This window comes from Mycobacterium genavense ATCC 51234 (assembly GCF_000526915.1).
GTDB classification, from domain to species: domain Bacteria; phylum Actinomycetota; class Actinomycetes; order Mycobacteriales; family Mycobacteriaceae; genus Mycobacterium; species Mycobacterium genavense.
Map to the genome: position 1 here is coordinate 608,740 of NZ_JAGZ01000001.1, position 25,941 is coordinate 634,680.

At 68.4% G+C, this 25,941-nt stretch carries 19 protein-coding genes and 6 pseudogenes; 14 read left to right on the forward strand and 11 right to left on the reverse strand.

The annotated features are described in order from the left end of the window. Positions 1 to 43 precede the first annotated feature (43 nt). The 6 genes and pseudogenes from T428_RS25310 to T428_RS0103075 form a co-directional block, all read right to left on the reverse strand. Positions 44 to 642: pseudogene (locus T428_RS25310) on the reverse strand (TetR/AcrR family transcriptional regulator). A gap of 22 nt (positions 643 to 664) precedes the next feature. After that, positions 665 to 1,834 (reverse strand): lipid-transfer protein, encoded by a 1,170-nt coding sequence (locus T428_RS0103055; RefSeq protein ID WP_025735307.1) that lies wholly within the window; start codon positions 1,832 to 1,834, stop codon positions 665 to 667. Beyond that, positions 1,831 to 2,286: a MaoC family dehydratase gene (locus tag T428_RS0103060; protein ID WP_025735308.1), complete on the reverse strand. Its 456-nt coding sequence runs from the start codon at positions 2,284 to 2,286 to the stop codon at positions 1,831 to 1,833. The genes T428_RS0103055 and T428_RS0103060 overlap by 4 nt, the downstream gene beginning before the upstream one ends. Then, positions 2,283 to 2,702 carry a Zn-ribbon domain-containing OB-fold protein gene (locus T428_RS0103065; protein ID WP_025735309.1) on the reverse strand — a complete coding sequence of 140 codons (420 nt, stop codon included), beginning with the start codon at positions 2,700 to 2,702 and terminating at the stop codon, positions 2,283 to 2,285. The genes T428_RS0103060 and T428_RS0103065 overlap by 4 nt, the downstream gene beginning before the upstream one ends. Continuing rightward, positions 2,699 to 3,250: a MaoC family dehydratase gene (locus tag T428_RS0103070; protein WP_025735310.1), complete on the reverse strand. Its 552-nt coding sequence runs from the start codon at positions 3,248 to 3,250 to the stop codon at positions 2,699 to 2,701. The genes T428_RS0103065 and T428_RS0103070 overlap by 4 nt, the downstream gene beginning before the upstream one ends. After that, complete coding sequence (locus T428_RS0103075; RefSeq protein ID WP_051465099.1) at positions 3,247 to 4,494, reverse strand: cytochrome P450; 1,248 nt, start codon at positions 4,492 to 4,494, stop codon at positions 3,247 to 3,249. The genes T428_RS0103070 and T428_RS0103075 overlap by 4 nt, the downstream gene beginning before the upstream one ends. 178 nt (positions 4,495 to 4,672) lie before the next feature. On the opposite strand from T428_RS0103075, the pseudogene T428_RS25315 reads away from it, so the two are divergent. Next, positions 4,673 to 6,131, forward strand: a pseudogene (locus tag T428_RS25315) (aldehyde dehydrogenase family protein). Between the two features lie 85 nt (positions 6,132 to 6,216). Here the strand turns inward: T428_RS25315 and T428_RS25320 are convergent. Then, positions 6,217 to 7,411: pseudogene (locus T428_RS25320) on the reverse strand (cytochrome P450). Between the two features lie 101 nt (positions 7,412 to 7,512). Between T428_RS25320 and T428_RS0103090 the strand changes: the two are divergent. The 3 genes and pseudogenes from T428_RS0103090 to T428_RS25330 all read left to right on the forward strand — a co-directional run bounded on the left by T428_RS0103090 (position 7,513) and on the right by T428_RS25330 (position 11,396). Further along, a complete protein-coding gene (locus tag T428_RS0103090; protein WP_025735312.1) occupies positions 7,513 to 8,421 on the forward strand; it encodes an alpha/beta fold hydrolase in 909 nt (302 codons plus the stop codon). Between the two features lie 36 nt (positions 8,422 to 8,457). Beyond that, positions 8,458 to 9,848, forward strand: a pseudogene (locus tag T428_RS25325) (acyl-CoA synthetase). A 291-nt stretch (positions 9,849 to 10,139) separates the two neighbouring features. Then, on the forward strand, positions 10,140 to 11,396 hold the full coding sequence (locus T428_RS25330) for an MFS transporter (protein ID WP_036467084.1): 1,257 nt from the start codon (positions 10,140 to 10,142) through the stop codon (positions 11,394 to 11,396). 1 nt (position 11,397) lies between these two features. Here T428_RS25330 and dapD read toward each other — a convergent pair whose 3' ends face one another. Continuing rightward, the gene (gene dapD, locus T428_RS0103105; protein ID WP_025735313.1) at positions 11,398 to 12,351 is read right to left on the reverse strand and encodes a 2,3,4,5-tetrahydropyridine-2,6-dicarboxylate N-succinyltransferase; all 954 of its coding nucleotides are present in this window, start codon (positions 12,349 to 12,351) and stop codon (positions 11,398 to 11,400) included. Between the two features lie 288 nt (positions 12,352 to 12,639). On the opposite strand from dapD, the gene dapE reads away from it, so the two are divergent. Then, entirely contained in the window at positions 12,640 to 13,716 is a 1,077-nt protein-coding gene (dapE, locus tag T428_RS0103110; RefSeq protein ID WP_025735314.1) for a succinyl-diaminopimelate desuccinylase, read from the forward strand. On the opposite strand, the pseudogene T428_RS25335 reads toward dapE, so the two are convergent. Further along, positions 13,701 to 15,762 (reverse strand): annotated as a pseudogene (locus T428_RS25335) (AAA family ATPase). The gene dapE and the pseudogene T428_RS25335 overlap by 16 nt on opposite strands. Here T428_RS25335 and T428_RS33955 point away from each other — a divergent pair. The 8 genes from T428_RS33955 to T428_RS31590 all read left to right on the forward strand — a co-directional run bounded on the left by T428_RS33955 (position 15,662) and on the right by T428_RS31590 (position 21,596). Continuing rightward, positions 15,662 to 15,886: a hypothetical protein gene (locus T428_RS33955; protein WP_245604759.1), complete on the forward strand. Its 225-nt coding sequence runs from the start codon at positions 15,662 to 15,664 to the stop codon at positions 15,884 to 15,886. The pseudogene T428_RS25335 and the gene T428_RS33955 overlap by 101 nt on opposite strands. 62 nt (positions 15,887 to 15,948) lie before the next feature. Then, a complete protein-coding gene (locus T428_RS0103120) occupies positions 15,949 to 16,512 on the forward strand; it encodes a TIGR00730 family Rossman fold protein (RefSeq protein WP_025735315.1) in 564 nt (187 codons plus the stop codon). Between the two features lie 32 nt (positions 16,513 to 16,544). Then, positions 16,545 to 18,329 (forward strand): long-chain-acyl-CoA synthetase FadD6, encoded by a 1,785-nt coding sequence (gene fadD6, locus T428_RS0103125; protein WP_025735316.1) that lies wholly within the window; start codon positions 16,545 to 16,547, stop codon positions 18,327 to 18,329. A 126-nt stretch (positions 18,330 to 18,455) separates the two neighbouring features. Beyond that, on the forward strand, positions 18,456 to 19,280 hold the full coding sequence (gene folP, locus T428_RS0103130) for a dihydropteroate synthase (RefSeq protein WP_084298617.1): 825 nt from the start codon (positions 18,456 to 18,458) through the stop codon (positions 19,278 to 19,280). Continuing rightward, a complete protein-coding gene (locus T428_RS0103135) occupies positions 19,277 to 20,251 on the forward strand; it encodes a glucosyl-3-phosphoglycerate synthase (RefSeq protein WP_025735318.1) in 975 nt (324 codons plus the stop codon). The genes folP and T428_RS0103135 overlap by 4 nt, the downstream gene beginning before the upstream one ends. A gap of 47 nt (positions 20,252 to 20,298) precedes the next feature. Then, positions 20,299 to 20,640 (forward strand): DivIVA domain-containing protein, encoded by a 342-nt coding sequence (locus T428_RS0103140; protein ID WP_025735319.1) that lies wholly within the window; start codon positions 20,299 to 20,301, stop codon positions 20,638 to 20,640. Further along, positions 20,637 to 21,215 carry a DNA-3-methyladenine glycosylase I gene (locus T428_RS0103145; protein WP_025735320.1) on the forward strand — a complete coding sequence of 193 codons (579 nt, stop codon included), beginning with the start codon at positions 20,637 to 20,639 and terminating at the stop codon, positions 21,213 to 21,215. Before T428_RS0103140 ends, T428_RS0103145 begins: the two co-directional genes overlap by 4 nt. A 213-nt stretch (positions 21,216 to 21,428) precedes the next feature. After that, on the forward strand, positions 21,429 to 21,596 hold the full coding sequence (locus tag T428_RS31590; RefSeq protein ID WP_003406247.1) for a DUF3117 domain-containing protein: 168 nt from the start codon (positions 21,429 to 21,431) through the stop codon (positions 21,594 to 21,596). 22 nt (positions 21,597 to 21,618) lie between these two features. Here the strand turns inward: T428_RS31590 and glgA are convergent. After that, positions 21,619 to 22,783, reverse strand: a pseudogene (gene glgA / locus T428_RS25345) (glycogen synthase). Between the two features lie 211 nt (positions 22,784 to 22,994). Between glgA and glgC the strand changes: the two are divergent. Then, on the forward strand, positions 22,995 to 24,209 hold the full coding sequence (gene glgC, locus T428_RS0103165) for a glucose-1-phosphate adenylyltransferase (protein WP_025735321.1): 1,215 nt from the start codon (positions 22,995 to 22,997) through the stop codon (positions 24,207 to 24,209). Positions 24,210 to 24,254: 45 nt separating this feature from the next. Here glgC and T428_RS0103170 read toward each other — a convergent pair whose 3' ends face one another. Then, complete coding sequence (locus T428_RS0103170) at positions 24,255 to 25,928, reverse strand: CocE/NonD family hydrolase (protein WP_036466856.1); 1,674 nt, start codon at positions 25,926 to 25,928, stop codon at positions 24,255 to 24,257. Positions 25,929 to 25,941 lie beyond the last annotated feature (13 nt).

Consider the following 25,941-nt stretch of genomic DNA (forward strand, 5'->3'; position numbering starts at 1 on the left):
GTACACTGGGGGCGCCGAGGATTCACAGTCAACGTCGTCACCGTCAACGTCGTCGCGGTCGCTCGCTGGCGAACCCGCGCACCACGTGCGCGCCGACGAACTCCGTCACGACGTCGGGGTCGTCCATGTCCCGGATCGGCGACAGTGTGCTGAACAGCGAGAACAGGATGCGCGAACCATTCGCCGGCGGCTTCGATGTCGAGGTCCTTGCGGACCTCGCCCGGTCAGCTTGGCCGCGGACAGATACGGCGCGAGGAAGTCCCCGCATTCGCGCAGCAGCACGCCCGCATCCTTGGTCAGCAGCAGGCTGATCGCTTCCTCGTCGAAGTACTCCTCGAACGCCATGACTCGTCGCGCCTGGGTGACGAACACCGCCGCCGAACACAGCTTGTTCTCGAGCGTGCCGCCCCGGTCCATCGCGATGGTCATCTTGCGATAGAACCACTCCGACGCGTGCTCGGCGCACGCCTCGATGATCGCCGCCTTGTCGCTGAAGTACTCGTAGATGGTGCTGCGGGACACCCCGGCCCGCTTGGCGATGTCGACGATCGTCGCCTTCTGCAGCCCCTGCTTACCGAAACACGCGAACGCGGACTCGACGATGAGTTCGCGGGTTTCGGTCAGCGCGGACGCCTGCGTTATGTTCCTTCCCTCCGCGAAACGCTTACCCGGCCGGCGCCAGAATCAGGCCGCTGGTGGGCACGCCGGTGCCGGAGGTGACCAGCACGTGTTCGACGTGGTCGACCTGGTTGTGCGACGTGCCACGAACCTGGCGCACCCCCTCGGTGATGCCGTTCATCCCGTGGATGTAGGCCACGCCGAGCAGCCCGCCGTTGGTGTTGATCGGGAATTCCCCGCCCAGCGACAACCGCTCGACCGTCGCGAAGTCCTTGGCTTCGCCACGCCCGCAGAAACCGAGTTCCTCGAGCTGGGTAAACACGAACGGCGTGAAATGGTCGTAGATGAACGCGGTTTGGATGTCCTGGGGCTTGAGGCCCGAGTCGCGCCACAGCCGGTCGGCGACCACGCCCATCTCCGGCAGCCCGGTGATGTCGTCGCGGTAGTAGCTGGTCATCATCTCGCCGTTGGCGGCCGCACCCTGGGCGGCGGTGGTGATGATCGCCGGCGGTTGCCGCAGGTCGCGGGCCCGTTCGGCGCTGGTCACCACCAGCGCGACCCCGCCGTCGCTTTCCTGGCAGCAATCCAGCAGTCGCAGCACGAATTCGACGATCCAGCGGGAATTCTGGTGATTCTCCAGCGTGATCGGACGTTGATAGAACCAGGCGTCGGGGTTGGTGGCGGCGTGCTTGCGGTCCACGACCGCGATGCGGCCGAAATCGGCGTTGGTGACGCCATAGGTCGACATGTAGCGCTGGGCGTGCATCGCGACCCACGCCGCGGGCGTGAGCAATCCGAACGGTGCGTAGTGCGCCATGAACAGCGGGGTCTCCGACATGTCGCGCCCGCTACCGCCGAACCAAAAACCGGAGCGTTCGTTGAACGCGCGCCAGCACACCACCACATCGGCCACCCCGGTCGCGACGGCCATCGCCGCATGCACGACGGTGCCCGCGGCCGCGCTGCCGCCGTGCTGCACGCGGCTGAAAAACGAAAGGTCGCCGATGCCCACATTGCGGGCGATGTCGATCTCGTCGCTGGAGTCCATGGTGAAGGTGACCATGCCGTCGACGTCGCCGGGTGTCAGGCCCGCGTCGTCGAGCGCGGCGCTGACCGCCTCGCACGCCAATTGCAGCTCACTGCGCCCGGATTCCTTGGAGAATTCGGTCTGGCCGATCCCGACGATGGCCGCGGCACCCGGCAGCGTCCGACTCATGCGCCGGCCCCGTCGAGCAGGCTGAGGATTGCGGTGCCCGAGACATGATCGCCCAGGCTGTTGGCGCCCCGGAAGGTCACCTCGACGAAATTCTCGCCGCCCGAGCCTTCGGTCTTGCCGGTCACGCTGCCGGTGAAGCGCAGCGGATCGTCCGGAAAGCACGGCACCCCAAGGCGACTCGACAGCTTCTTGAGCATCGCTTCGGGGCCGGCCCAGTCGGTCAGGAAGCGCACGCAATAGCCGTTGGTGGTCAGGATGTTCATAAACAGGTTGGGCGAACCCTGCTTCTTGGCGTATTCGACGTCGTGGTGCACCGGCATGAAGTCACGCGAGGCGATCGCCCCGGCCACGATCATCGTTGTGGTGATCGGAATTTCGAGCGGGGTGACCTCGTCGCCGACGTTGATGTCGGCCCACTTCAAGGTGGTGATGCGGTTAGCGGTCGTCGTCATCGGGTTCCTTCTCGGTGGGTGCTGCTCGGCCGAAACTGGTGCAGCACAAGGTCATTGTCGAAAGATTGATAGAAAACCTCGACTGGCATCCCGACCGTTACGTCGGCGGGGTCGATCTCGCACAGGTTGGACACCAGCCGCACCCCCTCGGCGAGTTCGACCAGCACCACGATGTAGGGATACTCGAAGAACGGGAACTTGGGCTCGTGCGGCATCACGTAGCTGTAGACGGTGCCGCGGCCCGACGACTCGATCGCTTCCCACTGAAGCGAACGGCAATGCGGGCACATCGGCCGCGCGGGATTGCGCAGAGCCCCACAGCCGGTGCAGCGCTGGATCAGCAGCTTGTGCTCGCGAAGCCCGTTCCAGAAGAACTCGGTGTCCGGAGTGATGGCCGGCGCCAGCCGGGCGGTCATGAGGTCTCCGGCTTGAAGCGCAACACCCGGAATCGCTGCCGGCCCAACACTTCGCCGTTCTGGTCGGTGTAGGTGATCACCCAGGTCAAAAAGAAGCCGGACCCTTTGGCCGTCTTCTTCTCCTCGGAGACTTCCTCGAACACCGACGTCGCGCTGATCACGTCGCCCAGCCGGGGATAGCGTTCGATCTCGAATTCCGAGTTGGTCGCCACCGTGCTGCTGTATCCGGCGTCGTCGAGGAACGCCGTGGGGTTGTCCTTGATCTCCAGCGGCGCACCGCCGCGCTCGCGGATCCCCTCCAGCTTCGGTGACGGCATCGTCCAGGTCTGCAACATCACCGGCGGCGACACGATGCCACCGAACCGTGAGGTGGCCGCGAACTCCGGGTCAAGGTACACCGGGTTCAGGTCGTCGAGCGCGTGAGCCCAATGCCGGATCATCGGCTGGTTCACCGGATCCGGTGCCACGGTGGGCTTTCCACTCCCACCGGTGGGCTGGTTGACCAGCCCCCGCAGCTTGGCGAGGAACTCGGGATCTTGGTTGGTCACGTGCTGGGTCCTCCTGACTGTTCCTGGCTATTTCGGAAGCCGAGCCGCACCGGCATGCGTTTGACTCCGGGCACCATTGTGGCCCGCATCCGGTCCACGTCGCCGACCAGCTCGAGCGCCGGGAAGCGCCGCAGCAGTTCGTCGACCATGACGGTGGCCTCCAGGCGTGCGAGTTGTGCACCGATGCAGGAGTGCTCCCCGCAACCGAACGCGATGTGCGGGTTCGGATGCCGGGTCACCTTGAATTCCTCTGCGTCGGAACCGAATATCTCCTCGTCCCGGTTCGCCGAACCGTACAGCATCACCACCACCTCACCGGCGCGGATCTGCTGACCGCGAATCTCGACATCCGACGTGGCGGTGCGGGCCATGTGCACCACCGGGCTGTTCCACCGCAACATCTCCTCGACGGCGGTCGGGATCAGCGTCGGGTCCCGCACCAGCAGCCGGTGCTGGTCGGGATGGGTGATCAGCGCGTAGGTGCCCAGCGCGATCAGGTTGCGGGTGGTTTCGTTGCCCGCGACCAGCAACAGGAACGCGAAGTTGAGCAGGTCCTCGTCGGTGAGCCGTTCGTCGTCGATCTGCGCGTCGGCCAGCACCGACAGCAGGTCGTCGCGGGGGTGGCTGCGCCGGGCGGCGATCAGTTGCCGGAAGTACTCGTAGAGCTGGCCGGCCGCCACCAACGGGTCGAGCTCGATCTCCGGATCGGCCGTTCCGGTGGCCGCATCCGACCAGGCCCGGAACTGCTCCCAGTCGTCGGGCGGGGCACCGATGAGCTCGGCGATCATTCGCGTGGGCAGCGGTGCGGCGATCTGTTCGGCGAACTCGTGCACCGAGCCGGGCTCGACGCCGTCGAGAATGCCGGCCACGATCCCGCGGATCTTCGGCTCGAGCACCGAGACCCGGCGCCGGGTGAATCCCGCGTTGATCAGCTTGCGCAGCCGCCGGTGCCGCGGCGGGTCGGTGAAGATCAGACTGCCCGGCTGCACCGGGTAGGGCAGCTGCGGGTCGGGGATCGTGATGCCCCGGGTGGAGGTGAACAGGCCCGGGTTGCTCGACACGAAGCGGATGTCTTCGTAGCGCAGCAGCGCCCAGAAGTGGGTGACGTCGTTCCAGCACACCGGCGCCGTGGCCCGCAATTCCCGGTAGGCCGGGTACGGATCGCCCGCATAGAAGTCGGGGGAGTGCAGTGGAAAAGTGGTCGGCACGGCCTGGCCTCCCTGGCGTTCCGGCGGGATCGCCATCCGACATATTGCCGCAATGTGTCCTGCGACGTCGCGTTTACGCTGGTCCGGCCGACCCTGTCAATACATGCGCAACGCGGTGCAATAGCCCGGAATTCATGGGATTGGTGATTGACGTCACAAGCACAGGACGTGTACACCGGGTGTTTGGATGACCGACTGCCGGGTGAGGACGCCGATGACCGAGCTGCAAACTCCGAACACTTTCGTCGACACGTACCAGCTCTACATCGACGGCCATTGGGTCGAGCCGGCCGACGGTCGCTACGACGACATCTCCCTGTCCAGTGAGCGGGTCATCGCCACCGAACCCGACGCGAGCGTCGCGCAGGTCGGCGACGCGATCGCGGCCGCGCGCCGTGCCTTCGACAGCGGACCGTGGGGCACGATGAGCGCCGGGTGCCTGAGTCAGCTCGGCGATGCGCTGACGAAGCACGCCGACGACTTTTTCGCGCTGTCGCAGGTGGAGTGGGGCTGCATCGCCAACGAGCGCGTCATGCAGATCGACGGCGCCGGGTTCATGTCGATGCACGCCGCGGCGCTTGCCGCCGAGTTGGCCGAGCAGCCCGTCGCCGGGATGAGTGCCGGAACCACGTTGCTGCGGCACGTGCCGCTCGGCGTGGTGTCGGTGCTGACGCCGTGGAACTTCCCGCACTGCCTGAACGTCATGAAGCTCAATCATGCTCTGGCAGCGGGCAACACCGTCGTGCTCAAGCCGTCGCCACTGACCCCGCTGGCCGGCTTGGCGCTGGCCCGACTCATCGACGAGCACACCGACATCCCGCCCGGGGTGGTCAACGTGGTCACCCCGTCGAGCGTCGAGGCGGCCAAGCTGCTGACCACCGATCCCCGCGTCGACATGGTGAGCTTCACCGGCAGCTCGGTCGTCGGCCGCGAGGTGATGTCCGCGGCCGGCGACACGATGAAGCGGATCCTGCTGGAACTTGGCGGCAAGTCGGCGAGCATCGTCCTCGACGACGCGCAGCTCACCGACGAGATGTTGCAGCAGATGCTGTTTCAGTCCTGTTCGCTGCATGCGGGGCAGGCGTGCATCCTGCACAGCCGGCCTGCTGCTTCCCGACTCGCTGCACGACGAGGTGGTCGATCGGCTCGCCGCACTGGTTCGCGAGGTCAAGGTGGGCGATCCCGCCGACCCCGAGGCGCAAATGGGCCCGCTGATCAGCGCGGCGCAACGCGGCCGGGTCGAGGCGCACGTCGTCGGCGCGTTGAACGACGGCGCCAAGCTGGTGACCGGCGGCCGTCGTCCACCCGGCCTGAACACCGGCTTCTACTTCGAGCCGACCATTCTGACCGGGGTGCAACCGAATTCGACCATCGCGCAAGAGGAAGTGTTGGGTCCGGTGCTGGCCGTGCTGCGCTACCGCGACGACGACGACGCGGTAGCGATCGCGAACAACTCGCAGTACGGACTGTCCGGCGCGGTGTGGGGCGGCGACGTGGACCGCGCCGTCGCCGTCGCGCGCCGCATTCGCACCGGGCAGGTCGCGGTCAACGGCGTCAGCCCTGCGGGCGCGCCGTTCGGCGGGTTCAAGCTCAGCGGGCTGGGCCGTGAGGGCGGTGGCATCGGCGGGATTCACCAGTACATGGAGACGATGGCCATCGGGGTTCCCGCATGACGGGACCGGACTCCGTGTCACCGGCATCGCCTGCAAGTCCTTGCACCGCAAAGCCTTTCGCGATCGGCGACCGGATGCGCAACGCCTAGCCGAAGCGCACCGGCATCCGCGTGATCAACGGCAGCATCGTGGCCGGCATCCGGTCCACCTCACGTCCAGCTCCAGACCGGGAAAGCGGCCCAGCAGTTCACCGTAAAACACCGTCGCCGTCAGGCGGGCCAACTGCGCGCCGACACAAGCATGTTCGCCGCAGCCGAAGGCAATGTGCGGGTTCGGAGACCTGGTCACCTTGAATTCTTCTGCGTCGGAACCGAATACATCCTCGTCCCGATTGGCCGAGCCGTACAGCATCACCACCAAGTCGCCCCGGGCGACCCGCTGCCCCCGGATCTCGACGTCGGTGGTCGCGGTGCGGGCCGTGTGCGTCACCGGGCTCGTCCAGCGCAGCATCTCCTCGACGGCACCCGGGATCAGCGCCGGATCCGCCACGAGTAGCCGGCGCTGGTCGGGGTGGGCAAGCAGCGCGCACGTTCCCAGGGCGAGCAGACTGCGGGTGGTTTCGATGCCGGATACCAGCAGCAGGAACGAAAAGTCAAGCAGGTCATCGTCGCTGAGCCGCAACCCGTCGGCCTCCACGCCGGCCACCACCGACAGCACGTCGCCGCCGGGATCGGTGCGGCCCGCGGCGACTCGCCGGCGGACGCAATGGTAGAGCCGGCCGGTGGTCTCGAAGGCGTCGAGATCACGGTTGGTGCCGGCGGTTCCGATCACCGCGTCGGTCCAGACCCGGAACTGCTCCCATTCGTCGCGTGCCACCCCGAGCAGCGCGGCCAGCACCCGCGCCGGCAGCGCAGCAGCGATCGTCTCGATGAAGTCGTAGGACCGGCCGGCCCGGATGCCGGCCAGTATGTCGGCGACGATCTCGCGGATCGCCGGCTCGAGCAGCGTGCCCTGGCGGCGGGTGAAGCCGGGATTGATCAGCTTGCGCAGCTGCCGGTGCCGCGGCGGGTCGGTGAAGATGAGGCTGCTCTCCTGCACCGGGTTGGGCATGTCTCCTGCACCGGGTTGGGCATGCCCGGCACGGGAATGTTGATGCCCTTGGTGGAGGTGAACAGGGCTGGGTTCGTCGACACGAAGCGGACGTCGTCGTAGCGCAGCAGGGCCCAGAACTTTGCGACGTCGTTCCAGCACACCGGCGCCGTCGCGCGCAGCTCTCGGTAGCCGGGGTAGGGATCGCCCGCGTAGAAGTCGGGGGAGTGCAACGGAAACGAAGTCTGCATGGCCCGAGCCTTTCTGAGCCTCCCTGACCTGGTCGAGCAGCACCCTACCGAACGCGGAGCTGCCCATTTCGTAACCGGCTTATCCGTGCCAAGCTGCTGGCATGGTCTTCGACATCGCCCGTCCGAAACTAGAAGGAAACGTCGCGGTTGGCGAAGACCGCCAAATCGGGTTCGCCGAATTCGGCGATCCGCAGGGGCGGGCGGTGTTCTGGCTGCACGGCACACCGGGTGCGCGCCGGCAGATACCCACCGAGGCCCGGGTCTACGCCGAAGAACACGGCATCCGGCTGATCGGACTCGACCGCCCCGGTGTCGGTTCGTCGACGCCGCATCGCTACGCGAACATCCGGGCGTTCGCCGACGACCTGCGCGCGATCGCCGACATCCTCGGCATCGACCGGATGGCCGTGATCGGGCTGTCCGGCGGCGGCCCGTACGCACTCGCCGCCGCCGCGGTGCTGCCCGATCGTGTCGTGGCGACCGGTGTGCTCGGGGGCGTCGCGCCGTTCGTCGGTGACGAAGGGATCAGCAGCGGTCTGATGAACCTGGGCAAGCGGGTGGCGCCGCTGCTGCAACTGGGCGGCGACCCGCTGCGGATCGGCGCGAGCCTGCTGGTCCGGGCCATCCGACCGGTCGCGAATCCCGCACTGTATCTGTACGCCGCGATCTCGCCGGAGGCCGACCGGCGCCTGCTCACCCGGCCCGAGTTCGGCGCCATGTTCCTCGACGACCTGCTCAACGGCAGCCGCAAGCAGCTCGCGGCGCCGTTCAACGACGTCATCCTGTTCACCCGCGACTGGGGATTTCGGCTCGACGAGGTCAAGGTCCCGGTACGCTGGTGGCACGGCGACAGTGACCACATCGTGCCCTTCGCCCACGGCCAACACGTGGTGGCGTTGCTGCCTGACTGTGAACTGGTCGTGCTGCCGGGCGAAAGCCACCTCGCCGGGCTGGGTCGCGGCGAAGAAATCCTGTCCACGCTGATGAAAATCTGGGATGAGCAGGGCTGACGGCCCGTACTTGACCATTGTCGGTAGCCTGCTGAGGTGCTGCTCGCATCCCTGAACGCCGACACCACAGACATCCCCGATGCGGTCAGGATCGACGGCGCCGTATTGAGTCGCAGCGACCTGGTCGGCGGGGCGACGTCGGTGGCCGAACGCGTCGCCGGCGCCCAGCGGGTGGCGTGCTGGCCACCCCGAGCGTGTCGACCGTGCTGGCGGTCACCGGCTGCCTGATCGCCGGCGTCCCGTTCGTCCCGGTGCCCTCCGATGTCGGCGCGGCCGAACGCCGCCACATGCTGACCGACTCCGGCGCGCAGGCCTGGCTGGGCCCGGCCCCGGAGGAGACGGAGGGCCTGCCGCACATCCCGGTGCGACTGCACGCCCGCTCCTGGCATCGCTACCCGGAGCCGCCGCCGGAGGCCACCGCATTGGTCATCTACACCTCGGGCACCACGGGACTGCCCAAGGGCGTGGTGGTGAGTCGCCGGGCGATCGCGGCCGATCTGGACGCGCTGGCGCAGGCGTGGCAGTGGACCCCGGACGACGTGCTGGTGCACGGTTTGCCGCCGCTCCACATCCACCGGCTGGTGCTGGGCCTGCTCGGGTCGTTGCGGGTCGGAAATCGCTTCGTGCACAACGGGAAACCGACACCGGCCGGTTATGCCCGGGCCGCTACGGAATCGGGCGGCACCCTTTATTTCGCGGTGCCGACGGTGGGGTCGCGGGTGGTGGCCGATCGGTCGGACGCCGCGACACTGCGATCGGCGCGGCTGCTGGTGTCGGGTAGCGCGGCGCTGCCGGTCCCGGTGTTCGACCGGCTGGAGCAGCTGACCGGGCATCGGCCCGTCGAACGCTACGGCGCCTCGGAGTCGTTGATCACCGTGTCGACCCGGGCCGACGGGGAGCGTCGCCCGGGCTGGGTCGGCCTGCCGCCGGCCGGAGTGCAGACCAGGCTGCTCGACGACGCCGGCAACTCGGTCCCGCACGACGGGGAAACCGTTGGCAAGCTTCACGTTCGGGGGCCGACCCTGTTCGACGGCTACCTGAATCGGCCGGAGGCCACCGCCGAAGTTTTCGATGCCGACGGGTGGTATCACACCGGCGATGTCGCGGTCATCGACGACGCGGGCATGCATCGCATCGTGGGTCGTGAATCGGTCGACCTGATCAAATCGGGTGGATATCGCATCGGCGCAGGCGAAATCGAGACATCCCTACTCGGGCATCCGGGCGTGCAGGAAGCAGCCGTGGTCGGTATGCCCGACGACGACCTGGGCCAGCGCATCGTGGCGTTCGTCGTCGGCTCCTGCGAACTCGACACCGACGAGCTGATTAACTTTGTCGCTCAAGACCTTTCGATAGACAAGCGACCGCGCGAAGTGCGGTTCGTGGACGCGTTGCCGCGCAACGCGATGGGTAAGGTCGTCAAGTAGCAGTTGCTGTCCGAAGGATGAGACGCAGAGCCATTTCTGGTAAGCAGGGTTGAGGCCGTCGTACCGCTGAGGTAACCAACACATCACAAAATGGGTTGTCAGCTGGAACTTTAACCGACACGCAGGATATTGCCAGGTTTTCGGCGGACGAGAGTTCACTGCTTCGCATAATTTCGTCTGTGGGCATGCAGGCAAGCACACCAACGGGACAGGTAAGGATGTGCAATGGGTGAGTCGATCTCACCGGCGGGGGCTGCGACGACGATCGCGGGCCAGCCGCGTGCCACACCGATGGCGCGGGTCGCGGTCTCGTGTCTGGTCGGCTCGGCGATCGAGTTCTACGACTTCTTGATCTATGGCACCGCGGCGGCGCTGGTGTTTCCCGCCGTGTTCTTCCCGAACCTCACGCCCGGGGTGGCCATGATCGCCTCGATGGGAACATTCGCCACGGCGTTTCTGGCCCGGCCGGTCGGTGCGGCCGTGTTCGGGTACTTCGGCGACCGGTTGGGCCGCAAGAAGACGCTGGTGTCCACGCTGCTGATCATGGCCGTGGCCACGGTGAGCGTCGGCCTGGAGCCCAGCACCGCGTCGATCGGGATGGCGGCGCCGCTGATCCTGATGGGGCTGCGGCTGCTGCAGGGGTTTGCGGTGGGCGGCGAATGGGCCGGGTCGGCCCTACTCAGTGCCGAATACGCACCCGGGGACCGCCGCGGCCGGTATGGCATGTTCACCCTGCTCGGCGGCGGTGTCGCCGGAGTGCTGAGCAGCCTGACCTTCCTCGGCGTCAACGTCACGATCGGCGAATACAGCCCGGAGTTCCTGCAGTGGGGATGGCGGATCCCGTTCCTGATCAGCTCGGTGCTGATCGCGCTGGCCTTGTACGTGCGGCTCAACATCGACGAGACTCCGGTGTTCGCCGAGGAGAGGTCGCGTGATCTGGTGCCCAAAGCGCCGCTGGCCGAGGTGTTTCGGTTGCAGGGCCGGGAGATCCTGCTGGCCGCCGGCAGCGTGTTGTGCACCATGGCGTTCTGCTACATGGGCAACACCTATCTGGCGATGTACGCGCACACCCACCTGGGCTATACCCGCAGCTTCATCTGGTCGGTCGGGGTGCTCAGCGGGCTGGTCAGCATCGCGACCGTAATGGTCTCGGCCAGCCTGTGCGATCGGGTCGGGCGGCGCCGGTTGATGTTGGCGGGCTGGGCGGCGTGCGTGCCGTGGGCGTTCGTGGTGATCCCGTTGATCGACACCGGCAATCACGCGTTGTACGCGGTCGCGATCGTCGGCATCTTCGCCGTCTCCGGGATGGGCAGCGGACCCATCGGCGCCTTCATCCCCGAACTGTTCGCCACCCGCTACCGCTACAGCGGCTCGGCGCTGGCGATGAACCTGGCCGGTGTGCTCGGTGGGGCGCTGCCGCCGCTGGTCGCCGGGACGCTGCTGGCGACCTACGGCAGCTGGTCGATCGGGGTCATGCTCGCCGCCCTCGCCTTGACCAGCCTGGTCTGTACCTATCTATTGCCGGAGACCCGCGGAACCACGCTGTAGCTCAGTTGGCGTGCAGGTCCTCGTTCAGCGCGATGCTCTGACCGCCGCGGGCCACCACTTCCACCGCCCCGCTGACCGAATTGCGGCGGAACAACAGGTTGTTGCCGCCGGAGAGCTCCAGCGCTTTCAGTGTTTTGCCTTCGGCCGTAAGGACTTTGGTGCCCGCGGTGACATAGAGGCCGGCTTCGACGACGCAGTCGTCGCCCAGCGAGATGCCCAGACCGGCGTTGGCGCCGAGCAGGCACCGCTTGCCGATCGAAATGACTTCCGTGCCACCGCCGGACAGCGTGCCCATGATCGACGCCCCGCCGCCGATATCCGAACCGTCACCGACCACCACGCCGGCCGAGATGCGGCCCTCGACCATCGAAGCGCCCAGCGTCCCGGCGTTGTAGTTGACGAAGCCTTCGTGCATCACGGTGGTTCCGGATGCCAGGTGCGCGCCCAGGCGTACCCGGTCGGCGTCGGCGATGCGGACCCCGGTGGGCATGACGTAGTCGACCATCCGCGGGAACTTGTCGACGCCGTAGACGGTCACCTGGCCCTTGCGCCGCAGCCGGGCGCGGACCGACTCGAAACCCTCGATCGCGCAGGGTCCGTGATTAGTCCAGACCACATTGGTCAATACCCCGAACAAGCCGCCGGCGTTCAGCCCGTGCGGCGCGACCAGTCGGTGAGACATTAAATGCAGCCGCAGGTAAGCGTCGTAGGCGTCGGCGGCCACATCGTCCAGTGACGCGATCACGGTACGCACGGCGACAATTTCGGTGTTGCGGTCGTCGTCCCGGCCGACCAGCGCGGCCAGTTCCGGCGGAACGTCGGACAGCGCGAGGCGCGAGGTGCCGGTGGTGTCCGACTCCGTCAGTTTCGGTGCGGGAAACCATGTGTCGAGGATCGATCCGTCGGAGGCCAGTGTCGCCAGGCCTATCCCTTCGGCACCTGCTGCTCTTGTCATGGCGGTCAGGTTACTTTCCCGCCCGGGCGGACACCAAATGCGTGCCTTGCCCCGGCGTAGAAAGTGTTCTGACGGACGACACGGGTACTCGGTGGGGTGTCAGCGACCCGCCACCGGCTGATGCGACGAAAGTGGTTGTTCGGCAGCAATATTGACCGCCGAGCGAACAGTGGTGCCTGCGACCCGCCGACACCGCGCGGTGATGCCGGACTCCGGGCCGATGGGCCGGGAATGCGCCGCCGGCCTGTCCTGGGCCGGTCGTGCGCGCCCAGCGACTACGCTGGTTGCGTGCTGGACTTGCATGGGGACCCGATCGCGTTGACCGCGGCGCTGGTCGACATCCCCAGCGAGTCGCGGGACGAAGCGCGCATCGCCGACGAGGTCGAGGCCGCGCTGCGCGCGCAGACGACCGGCTTCGAGATCGTCCGCAACGGCAACGCCGTTCTGGCCCGCACCCAGCGCAACCTGCCGTCCCGGGTTTTGCTGGCCGGTCACCTCGACACCGTCCCGGTCGCCGCCAACCTGCCCAGCAGTCGCAGCAGCGGTGCAGCGGGTGACGTGCTGCACGGCTGCGGCACCTCGGACATGAAATCCGGCGATGCCGTCTTTCTGCACCTGGCCGCCACGGTGGCCGAGCCGGCCCACGACCTGACGCTGGTGCTCTACGACTGCGAGGAAATCGACGCGGCCGCAAACGGTTTGGGCCGCATCGAGCGCGAGCTGCCGGAGTGGTTGGCCGCCGACGTCGCGATCCTCGGTGAGCCCACCGGGGGCTACATCGAGGCCGGTTGCCAGGGCACGCTGCGAGTCGTGGTCAGTGCCACCGGAACCCGCGCGCACTCGGCGCGGTCTTGGTTGGGCGACAACGCAATTCACAAACTGGGTGCGGTGCTGGACCGGTTGGTCAGCTACCGGGCCCGCACCGTCGACATCGACGGCTGCCAGTATCGCGAAGGCTTGTCGGCGGTGCGGGTCGACGGCGGCGTCGCCGGCAACGTCATCCCCGACACCGCCTCGGTGACCGTCAACTACCGCTTCGCGCCCGACCGGTCACTCGCCGACGCGCTGCACCACGTGCGCGAGGTGCTCGACGGGATCGACGTGCACATCGAGCAGACCGACGGCGCGGCCGGCGCGCTGCCCACCCTGTCGCAGCCGGCCGCCAAGGCTCTGGTCGAGGCCGCCGGCGGCCAGGTGCGGGCCAAATACGGCTGGACGGACGTGTCCCGATTCGCCGCCCTCGGCATCCCGGCGGTCAACTTCGGGCCCGGTGACCCGAACCTGGCGCACACCCGCGACGAGCGGGTGCCCGTCGCCGCGATCACCGCCGCGGTGGACCTGCTGCGGCCCTACTTGGGCGGCTGACCGCACTGTTGTGCCTGCGCGGCCGCACTGGCGGCCGCCGCGTGCATCCCGACGGCCGTCAGCTCCCCGGCCACCGCCCGCAGCGCGTCCCCATCATGGGTCGCCAGCGCCTTGGCGTGGGCCAGCGCGAGTTGTCCGACCACGCAGTCGACCTCGTCGCGCAGCCGGGCCAGCGGATCCACCGCGTGGACGTCGCCGAGGCGGACGGCCTCGTGCCAGACGCGAATCGCCACGGCCGACTGCCCGCGCCGCTCGGCCATCCGCGCCGCGTCGCGGGCCGCGGCGATCGCCCCATGCGAGTCGCGTTCGGCGGCCCGCCGCCAGGCCCGCGCCACGCCCAGCTCGGGGTTGAACAGAGCCGACTTGGTGCCATGCCGAGATTCGGCTCGGCTCAACGCTTTTGCCGCCGCGGCGATGTCGCCCTGCTGGGCCAGTGCGGTGGTCAGCAGCATCAGCGACAGCGGGCCCCAGGAATAGCCGGTGCGCTCCAAGGTCGCGCCCGCCGGGCCCAGCAGCGCGGCGGGCGCGGCGAACCGCCCGGCGGCGATCAGGGTGTGCGCCAGCAGCACCTCGCCGATCGCCCGGCCCGGCTGCTGAAACTCGGCGAAATCGGTGAACTGCTGCGCCAATTCGGTTGCCGTCTCGACCCGTCCCGCCATCAGCAGGGTCGTCGTCTCGCCCAGGCCGACCGTGAACCGCAGCAGCCCCGGGTGCTCCGCGCCCAGCGCACGCTGCGTCAGCGGCTCGACGTCGGCGAAGCGGCCCTGGCGTGCCGAGCACAGCGTGGCCGCGCTGGCCGCCCAGGCCACCGCCTGGTCGTCGGCGGCCGGTGCGTCCAACACCCGGCGTAGAGGTCTCGACGGCGCCCTCGATGTTGCCGGCGTTCATCGCGAAGGTGGCGCTGAGCGCGTCGAGGGTGAGGCGCGGCCCGACGTCGGGGACGCGATTGCGGATGGTCGACAAGAACGCCGTCGCTCGCTCCGGCTCGCTGAGCATGAAGAACTGGTTGGCCGCCCGCAGCAGGGTCCACGCCATCAGCTCTTCTTCGGACAGCGCGGCGGGGTCGACCGCAGCCAGCAGCTCCTCGGCCTCGCGGCCGCGACCCTGGAACGCCAACGAATTCGCCAGCGGCAGCCGGGCCGCGAGGGCGTGGGCGTCGTCGCAGCGCTGCAGCGCGGAGCGGGCCAGCCGCTCGCCGAGCGTGAGATCGCCCAGCCGCAACGCCTGCTGAGCCGCGTCGACGACGTCGGTCACCGGTTGCGGGGCGTCGCTGTCCAGGGCCAGCGAGGCCAGCCGCAGCCGGTCGGACAGGTGATCGGACGGATGCCGGGACTGCAGCTCGACCAACTCGGTGCGCCGCCGTCGGGCCCCCTCGTCGCCGAGTGCGGCCCGCGCGCGTTCGGAGAACAGCGGGTGGGCGGTGTACACCACCGGATCGTCGGCCTGTTCGTCGCGCACCCGGGTTTCGGCCGCGCCCCACTGCTGGGCTTCGGCGATGGCGCCGTCGCCGGCCAACACGGTCAGGTCCGCCAGCGACAGCGGCTCCTCGACGGCGAGGTAGTCGAGCACCGCCCGCGCCGCCGTCGGCAACTCGGCGAGGAAAGTGTCGACCTGGCCCGAGCTGGTGGCCGCGCCGGGCGCGTCGACGTCGATGCGCTGCAGTAGGCCGTCGGTCCACAGCGCCGCGATGGCCTCGGGTGCGGCCTCGGCTCGAGCCGTGACGATCATCCGCGCGGTGCCCGCCAACGCCAGCTGGTAGACCAGGGTGGCCGACAGGATGTCCAGGTCGTGGGCGTCGTCGACGATCAGCAGCAGATCGCCGTGGGCGTCGCGGCTCAGCGATGCCCGCGCCGCCCGCAACAACGCGGCCGGCTTGCCGATGTCGGAGATGTCCACCAGGTGACTGAAGGCGCCGAACGGGACCACGCGCTCGGTCGGGGTGCCGGTGACCCAGCGGACGAAAGTGCTTGGCGTGGCGCTCGAGAAGTTCTTCGCGGCCAGCCGCGCCAGCGTGGACTTGCCGACGCCGTCGGGGCCGAGCACCACCGCCCCGCGCCGCGTCCCGTCGGCCAAGGCCGAACCCAGCTGTTCCAATGTGGACGCGTGCTGCGGGACGTTCCGTCGAATCGGCATCGCCGAATTTTATTGCGAGGCGGTGTCCAGCCGGTGACTAGCCGGCGCGAAAGCCCGATACGTGCGCGGCTCGAACGGCTTTGGTCTACCTTGACGGTTATGCGCCCCGACGGTGATTTCCCAGGCGAATGGGCGGTCTGCGTCTACTGCGCGTCCGGCCCGACGCATCCCGAATTGCTCGATCTGGCCAGCGAACTCGGCGCGGCGATCGCCGAGCGCGGCTGGACCCTGGTGTGGGGTGGCGGCCACGTTTCGGCGATGGGAGCCGTGGCCAGCGGGGCACGGGCCCGCGGCGGAAAGACCGTCGGCGTGATCCCCGAACAGCTGCTGCGGCGCGAGCTTGCCGACAGCGACGCCGGCGAGCTGATCGTCACCGACAACATGCGCGACCGGAAACGGATCATGGAGGACCGGTCGGACGCGTTCGTCACGCTGCCCGGTGGTATCGGCACGCTCGACGAACTGTTCGAGGCATGGACGACGGGCTCGTTGGGTATGCACGACAAGCCCGTGGTGTTGCTGGACACCTGGGGGCACTACGAAGGCTTGTGGGTGTGGTTGAACGGCTTGGTCGACAGCGGCTACATCTCGCAGGTGGCGATGGACCGGCTGGTGCTGGTCGATAAGGTGGATGCCGCAATCGAGGCGTGCGCCCCAACCTGAGGTCGGCTGCGTCGAGGGGAACGAGGAAGCACGTGTCCGATCACGGCGGGGGAGCACGCGGACGGATCCGCCTGACCGATATCGCGTCGGGGCTGCCAAGCGTACTGGCCGACCTGCCGGTGATCGTCCGCGGCGCGCTGACCGGGCTGGCGGTCCAGCCGGGATCGCACAAGTCGATCGGCAGCGTGTTCCAGGATCGTGCCGCCCGCTACGGCGACCGGGTCTTCCTGCGGTTCGGCGACCAGCAACTGACCTATCGTCAGGCCAACGCGGCCGCCAACCGGTATGCCGCCGTGTTGGCCGCGCGCGGCATCGGCCACGGCGACGTCGTCGCGGTCATGCTGCGTAACTCGCCGAACGCGGTGCTGGCCATGCTGGCCACCGTCAAGTGCGGGGCCGTCGCCGGCATGGTCAACTACCACCAGCGCGGCGACGTGCTCGCGCACAGCCTGGGACTGCTGGACGCCAAGGTGCTGATCGCGGAGACCGACCTGGTCAGCGCCGTCGCCGACTCCGGTTCGGCGGGCACCGCCACCACTCTGCCCATCGAAGACCTGGAGCGTTTCGCCGCGGGCGCGGTGGCCACCAACCCCGATTCGGTGGCGGCGGTGCAGGCCCGCGACACCGCGTTCTACATCTTCACATCGGGCACCACCGGGTACCCGAAGGCCAGCGTGATGACGCATCTGCGCTGGTTGAAGGCACTGGCGGCGTTCGGCGGGCTGGGGCTGCGGCTGAAGACCTCCGACACCCTGTACAGCTGCCTGCCGCTGTACCACAACAACGCGCTGACGGTGGCGCTGTCGTCGGCGATCAACTCCGGGGCGACGCTGGCGCTGGGCAAGTCGTTTTCGGCGTCGAAGTTCTGGGACGAGGTCATCGACAGCGAGGCCACCGCGTTCATCTATATCGGCGAGATCTGCCGCTACCTGCTCAACCAGCCGCCCAAGGACACCGACCGCCGGCACAAGGTGCGCCTGATCGCCGGCAACGGGCTGCGGCCGGAGATCTGGAAAGAGTTCACCAAGCGGTTCGGCATCGCGCGGGTGTGCGAGTTCTACGCCTCCAGCGAGGGCAACACGGCGTTCATCAACATCTTCAACGTGCCCGGGTCGACGGGCATCGCGCCGTTACCGCTGGTGTACGTCGAGTACGACCCCGACACCGGCGCTCCGCTGCGCGACGCCGACGGTCGGGTGCGCCGGGTGCCGCCCGGCCAGCCCGGGCTGTTGCTCAGCCCGGTCAACCGGCTGCAGCCGTTCGACGGCTACACCGACCAGGCGTCGAGCGAAAAGAAGTTGGTGCGCAACGCTTTCCGCGACGGCGACTGCTACTTCAACTCCGGCGACGTGATGAGCCCGCAGGGCATGCGGCACGCCGCGTTCGTCGACCGGCTCGGCGACACCTTCCGCTGGAAGGGCGAAAACGTCGCCACCACGCAGGTCGAGGCGGCGCTGGCGTCGGACCAGACCGTCGAGGAGTGCACGGTCTTCGGCGTCGAGGTACCCCGCACCGGGGGGCGTGCCGGGATGGCCGCGGTGCAGTTGCGCGAGGGGGCAAAGTTCGACGGCAAAGCGCTGGCCCGCGCGGTGTACGAGCAGCTGCCGGCCTACGCGCTGCCGCTGTTCGTGCGGGTGGTGAAGACGCTGGAGCACACCACGACCTTCAAGAGCCGCAAGGTGGAGCTGCGCGACCAGGCCTACGGACCCGACGTGACGGACCCGCTGTACGTGCTGGCCGGTCGCGACGAGGGCTATGTGCCGTACTACGACGACTACCCGGACGAGGTCGCGGCGGGTAAGCGACCGCAAGGCTGAGCAGGCGTCCCGTCGTCACGCCCTCCGACCGATCCCCGGGCCGCGGTCGGCGTGGTCACCCGGCACTATGGACGTGTGCAGTCAACTCTGTGCGGCCGACCGGTCGCCGCGGATCGCGCGCTGGTCATGGCGATCATCAACCGCACGCCGGACTCGTTCTTCGACCAGGGCGCGACGTTCAGCGACGCAGCGGCCCGCGCCGCCGTCGACCGCGCCGTCGCCGACGGTGCCGACTTGATCGACGTGGGCGGCGTCAAGGCGGGTCCCGGCGAGGACGTCGACGCGAGCACCGAGATCGCCCGGCTGGTGCCGTTCATCGAATGGCTGCGCGGCGCCTACCCCGACCAGCTGATCAGCGTCGACACCTGGCGCTCGGAGGTGGCCAGACTGGCTTGCGCGGCGGGCGCGGACCTGATCAACGACACCTGGGCCGGCGTCGACCCGGTGTTGCCCGAGGTCGCCGCCGAGTTCGGCGCGGGCCTGGTGTGTTCGCACACCGGTGGCGCTCGCCCGCGCACCCGGCCGTTTCGGGTGAGTTTCGGCACCACGACGCGCGGCGTTGTCGACGACGTGATCCGTCAGGTCACCGGGGCCGCCGAGCGCGCCGTCGCGGCCGGAGTGGCCCCCGACCGGGTGTTGATCGACCCGACGCACGACATGGGCAAGAACACCTTCCACGGATTGGTCCTGTTGCGCCACGTGGGCGAACTTGTTAATACCGGATGGCCCGTGCTGATGGCTTTGAGCAACAAGGACTTCGTCGGGGAGACTCTGGGGGTGGCATTGACCGAACGGCTCGAGGGGACGCTGGCCGCGACGGCCCTGGCAGCCGCCGCCGGGGTGCGCGTGTTTCGGGTGCATCAGGTCGCCGAAACCCGCCGCGTCCTGGAAATGGTCGCCTCGATTCAGGGCATCCGCCCGCCGGCGCGCACGGTGAGAGGACTGGCATGACGGCATCCGACCTGGTCGCCGCGGAGCTGACCAGCAGTGGGGCCGCCGCCGCGCGGCAGTGGCTGGCTCAGCGCAGCTGGAGCCTTCCCACCTGGACGATCGAGCAGCTGGAAGAGGCCAAGGGCGCCCGGACCGTGTCGGTGGTGCTGCCGGCCCTCGACGAGGAACAAACCATCGCCTCGGTGGTCGGCAGCATCTCGCCGCTGACCGGGGGGCTCGTCGACGAGCTGATCGTGCTGGATTCCGGCTCCACCGACGAGACCGAAATCCGTGCCATCGCGGCCGGTGCCCGGGTGGTCAGCCGCGAACAGGCGCTGCCCGAGGTCGCGACCCGGCCCGGCAAGGGCGAGGCGTTGTGGCGTTCGCTGGCCGCGACCAGCGGCGACATCGTGGTGTTCGTCGACTCCGACCTGATCAACCCGCACCCGATGTTCGTGCCGTGGCTGCTGGGGCCGTTGCTGCTCGGCGACGGTATTCACCTGGTCAAAAGCTTCTACCGGCGGCCGCTGACGCACGGCGAGACGCATGCGGACGCGACCACCGGCGGCGGGCGGGTCACGGAACTGGTGGCCCGGCCCCTGCTGGCGGCGCTGCGACCCGAGCTGGGTTGCGTGCTGCAGCCGCTCGGCGGCGAATACGCGGCCAGCCGCGAACTGCTGACCTCGCTGCCGTTCGCCCCGGGTTACGGCGTTGAGATCGGCCTGCTGGTCGACGCCTTCGACCGGCTGGGTCTGGACGCGATCGCCCAGGTCAACCTGGGTGTGCGGGCGCATCGCAACCGGCCGTTGGCCGAGCTGGGCGCGATGAGCCGGCAGGTGATCGCCACCCTGCTGTCGCGGTGCGGCATCCCCGACTCCGGGGTCGGGCTGACGCAGTTCTTCGCCGACGGCGAGGGCTACACCCAGCACACCTGGCCGGTGTCGCTGTCCGACCGGCCGCCGATGAACGGGGTTCGGCCCCGATTAAGATAGGCCCCACGCGCGCCGACTTGTCGGGGGTATAGGGCACTATCGATTCCGTGGCGTTGGTCTTGCTCTACATCGTGGTGCTGGTGGCGATTGTGCTGTTCGGTGCGGCGAGCCTGCTGTTCGGGCGTGGTGAACAGTTGCCGCCGCTGCCCCGGGGGACCACGGCGACCGTGCTGCCCGCCTACGGTGTGACGGGCAGCGACGTCGATGCGGTCAAGTTCACCCAGGTACTGCGCGGATACAAGACCAGCGAGGTGGACTGGGTGCTGGACCGGCTGGCCCGCGAGCTCGAAGCGCTGCGGGGCCAGCTGGCGGCCGTCAACGCGGCCGGGACCGAAGCCACTGATCAGGCGGCGAATGCCGAGGACGCCCCGGGTGAGGATCCGGCGTGACCGACGACGGGCGGGTTCGCTGCAGCTGGGCGGTGGGCCGGCCCGGGCCCGACTTCGACCTGTACCGCGACTATCACGACCAGGAATGGGGCCGCCCGCTGCGCGACGGGGTGGCGCTGTTCGAGCGGATGAGCTTGGAGGTCTTTCAGAGCGGGCTGTCGTGGCTGACGATCCTGCGCAAACGGGAGAATTTCCGGCGCGCGTTCGCCGGGTTCGACATCGAAAAGGTCGCGCACTTCACCGACACCGACGTGCACCGGCTGATGGCCGACCCCGGCATCGTCCGCAACCGGGCCAAGATCGACGCGACGATTGCCAACGCACGCGCCGTCGCGGAGTTGGGCACCTCCGACGAGCTGTCCGAGCTGCTGTGGTCGTTCGCGCCCCCGTCGCGGCCACGCCCCGCCGACGGCTCCGAAATCCCTTCCGCCACTGAGGAATCCAAGGCCATCGCGAAAGAACTCAAACGCCGCGGATTCCGTTTCGTGGGCCCCACCACCGCGTACGCGCTGATGCAGGCGACCGGGATGGTCGACGACCACGTGCGTGATTGCTGGGTGCCCTCGCCTCGGTGACGGCCCGGGCGGCGGGCCCGGCAAACCGGGTTCCCGACCCCCGCGGCGGGCCCTAGATACGGGTCTTGTGCATTTAGCGACCGGAATAGGGAACAATGGGGGAGTGATTTGGCAGTTCAAAGTCGGGTATGGCTGGAAATCCGCTGGCGGGACAAGCTCGCCGCCGACCAGGCTCGCGAGGACGGGCGAACTCGAATCTGGAGGGAGCACTCGATGGCGGCGATGAAGCCCCGGACCGGAGACGGTCCTCTGGAAGCGACTAAGGAGGGGCGCGGCATCGTAATGCGGGTACCACTCGAAGGTGGTGGCCGTCTCGTCGTCGAGTTGACGCCCGACGAAGCCGCGGCCCTGGGGGACGAACTCAAAGGCGTCACCAGCTAAGCCGCCAAGGTGGCGGGGGGAGCTAAGAACACACCTTCCGGTAAATCTCGAGCGTCTGTTCGGCCACGTGCGCCCAGGAAAATTCCTCGATGCAGCGCTGGCGTCCGGCGCGCCCGTAGCGCTCGGCCCGCGCCGGGTCCGCGACGAGCTCATTGACCGCTTCAGCCAATCGCGTCTGGTATCCGCGCGCGTCGTCGGCGTCGTAATGCACCAGCGAGCCGGTGACTCCGTCGACGACCACCTCCGGTATTCCGCCCACGTCGCCGGCCGGCCACTGCGGCCCCACACGCCATCGCCTCGAGGTTCACGATGCCTAACGGCTCGTACACCGACGAGCACACGAAAACTGTAGCCGCCGAAAGTATTTCGCGTAGTTCCCCGACCGGCAGCATCTCCTGGATCCAGAACACGCCGCTGCGGGCGCGGGCCAGTTCGTCGACCGCGGCGCGTACCTCCTCGGCGATCTCCGGGGTATCGGGCGCGCCGGCGCACAACACCAGTTGCACGTCCGGGCTGAACTGGTGCGCGGCGGCCACCAAGTGGCCGACGCCCTTCTGCCGGGTGATCCGCCCGACGAACGCCACCATCGGCCGGTTCGGATCCACCCCGACCCCGGCCAGCACCGACCCGGTGTCTACCGGTCCGGACGGATACCACACGTCGCTGTCGACTCCGTTGTGGACGACATGCACCTGGCTGGGATCCAGCGTCGGATAGACCCGCAGCACGTCCTCGCGCATGCCGGCGCTCACCGCGATCACGGCATCGGCCGCCAGCACCGCGGTGCGCTCCACCCACGACGACACGCGGTAGCCACCGCCGAGTTGTTCGGCCTTCCACGGCCGCAGCGGCTCCAGCGAGTGGGCGGTCAGGATGTGCGGGATGTCGTAGAGCAGCGCGGTCAGGTGCCCGGCCATCCCGGCGTACCAGGTGTGCGAGTGCACCACCGTGGCTTCGGCTGCCGCGTTTGCCATCACCAGGTCCGTCGACAGCGTCGACAACGCGGCGTTGGCGTCGTGCAGTCGGGGATCGGGCTGATGCGTGAGCGCGCCCGGGCGCGGCGCACCCATGCAGTGCACGTCGACCGTGCACAGTCGGCGCAGTTGGGCGACGAGCTCGGTGACGTGTACGCCGGCTCCCCCGTAGACGTCTGGTGGGTACTCCCGAGTCATCATCGCCACCCGCATACACCGCACCGTAGTTCGGTTGCGTCGCCGCCCGCGAGTCGGGTGGAAAAGCGGCTGGTGAATCCGCGGTGCCGCCGCGCGCCGGACGCCGTAATCGATTACGGTGAGCGGCGCGTCAAGTTTGCCAAATACCTTGACGGATAGCCCGCCGCAACGGTGACCGAAGGGATTCCCCTGGCAGCTGTTCGTCACGGCCGATAGGTTTGGAGCCATGAGGGAAGCACCACACGTGCTGGGCATCGTCCTGGCCGGCGGTGAGGGCAAGCGGCTGTATCCGCTGACCGCGGACCGGGCCAAGCCCGCAGTTCCCTTCGGCGGCGCCTATCGGCTGATCGACTTCGTGCTGTCCAACCTCGTCAATGCCCGATACTTGCGGATCTGCGTTCTCACGCAATACAAGTCGCATTCACTTGACCGACACATCTCGCAGAACTGGCGGCTGTCCGGGCTGGCCGGCGAGTACATCACCCCGGTGCCGGCTCAGCAGCGCCTCGGCCCGCGCTGGTACACCGGCTCCGCCGACGCGATCTATCAGTCCCTGAACCTGATCTACGACGAAGATCCGGACTACATAGTGGTTTTCGGCGCCGACCACGTGTACCGGATGGACCCCGAGCAGATGGTCCGCTTCCACATCGACAGCGGCGCCGGCGCGACGGTGGCCGGCATCCGCGTGCCGCGCAGCGAGGCCTCGGCATTCGGCTGCATCGACTCCGACGAATCCGGACGGATCCGCAGCTTCGTCGAGAAGCCACTGGAGCCGCCGGGCACCCCCGACGACCCGGACACGACGTTCGCCTCGATGGGCAACTACATCTTCACCACCAAGGTGCTCGTCGACGCCATTCGCGCCGACGCCGACGACGACCACTCCGACCACGACATGGGCGGCAACATCATTCCGCGGTTGGTCGACGACGGGATGGCCGCGGTCTACGACTTCAACGACAACGAGGTGCCCGGCGCCACCGATCGCGACCGCGCCTACTGGCGCGACGTCGGGACGCTGGACGCGTTTTACGACGCGCACATGGACCTGGTGTCTGTGCACCCGGTGTTCAATCTGTACAACCGGCGCTGGCCGATTCGCGGCGCGACCGAGAACCTGGCGCCGGCGAAGTTCGTCAACGGCGGCTCCGCCCAGGAGTCGGTGGTCGGCGCGGGCAGCATCATCTCGGCGGCGTCGGTGCGGAACTCCGTGCTGTCGTCGAACGTGGTGGTGGACGACGGCGCCATCGTCGAGGGCAGTGTGATCATGCCGGGGACCCGGGTGGGCCGCGGCGCGGTGGTTCGCCACGCGATCCTGGACAAGAACGTCGTGATCGGACCCGGCGAAATGGTCGGGGTGGATCTGGAAAAGGACCGGGAACGCTTCGCGATCAGCGCCGGCGGCGTGGTCGCCGTCGGCAAGGGCGTCTGGGTCTAGTTCCGGCTAGTCTCGGGTCTCCCCATCGTCGGCTGCCGCTTTCGGTCAGCCGGGGATTTCCGGAATCAACAGATGCGCGTCGTACCGCGGGCCCCAGTGCAGCGTGATGCGACCTTTCGCCGAGTTGGCGTAGGCAGCGGGCATCTGACCGATCAGCGGATTGGTCGGGCACAACCAGCGCCCCGCGACCACCAGGCGCAGCTGTTCGCCCGCGCGGAACTGCGTCGCCGACGGGCCCAGCGCGACGTCGACGGCGACCACCTCGCCGCCGCAGAGCGGTTGCGGCTCGGTGCAACGCGGGACGGGTTCCCATGGCTGCGACAGCGCGGGGTCGAGCGCGCGCAACGACACCCGCTGCCACCCGGTGGTCACCCGGTCGCGTCCATAGCCGTAGGACCCCTCGAATCCGACGTAGCGTCCGTGGCGCCACTTCTCGACGCCGACGAACAGGTTCGCGTCGTCGCAGCCGTGCAGCTGGACCCACAACCGCGCGACCATCGGCCCGGTCAGCTCGAGGTCCGCGGGCAGCGTCCAGCTGAATGCTGCTGCGCGAGAACGTGTTTGGAAGGTGACGCTGCCCGGCGTCGGTGGCTGCTCGGGTGTTAGCAGTCTGGCGTCACCCAGATATAAAGCCCGCCAACGTGTTCGGGCCAGCGGCCACTCGGATTCCTCGCGGACGGCGGTGACCGTCTCACGATCCTCGCGCACCTCGAGCTGTATGCTGCGAGAAGCGGCCACGCCGTTTAACACCTCGCGGAAGAAGCGCGGCTGGCTGGCCCGGGCGGCCTCGGAGTAGAAGGTCGCCCATTTGCCGCCGCGATGGGTGTAGAGGCGGGCGTGCTGGGAGCCGCATTGCGTGAACGCCCGGATCGAGCCGCGGCTGTGCAGGTTGTTGTCCGAGAAGCTGCCGCACACCAGCATCGGCACCGTGATCGCGGTCAGGTCGGGCACCACCGAGCGCCGCAAGTCGTCGCGCAGCGGATGCTCCTGCTGTACCCGCTCGAAGTCATAGCTCTGCCGCGTGTCGCGGCGCAAGTTGCGGGACCAGAGCCGGGTGAAACCGGTCTCCCGGACGCCGCCCGGAAAGGCCAGGTCGCGGTAGGCGTCGCTGAAGCCTTCCCAGGGGCAGATGGCGCGCAACGCCGGCGGTTGCAGGGCTGCGACGGCGTACTGGCTGATGGCCAGATAAGACACGCCGAGCATGACCACGTTGCCGTCGCACCAGGGTTGGTCGGCGATCCACTGCACCAGGTCGTAGGTGTTCTCGGCCACTTGCCGCGACAGCAGCTTGCCGGTACCGGTGGAATGCCCGCAGCCGCGCGAGTCGGCATTGACAACGACGAAGCCCTGCGGCACCCACCACGCCGGGTCCGGCACCTCCCAACCCGTCAGCGTGGAAAAGGCCAGCGGGGTGGGCTGGCGTAAAACGCGGTACTGGGTCGAGAACGTCGACTTCTTGCCGCGCCGGCTCGGTAGCTTGTCCTTGCCGTAGGGATGGATGCTCAGGATGACCGGGCCCGCTTCTTGGCCTCTTCGAAAGATGTTGATGCGCAATAGTGTTCCGTCACGAGTGGGCACGTCGACGTCGCGATCGATCGCGACGTCGGCCGGTGGCTCGGTGACGGTGACCGGCGGTCTGGCGATGCCGCGAATTCGGCCCAGCGCGTACCGCAGGGCGCCCGGGCGCCGCCATGGTGTGTCCAGGGCAGGGGGTTGAATGTCGGACCACGCC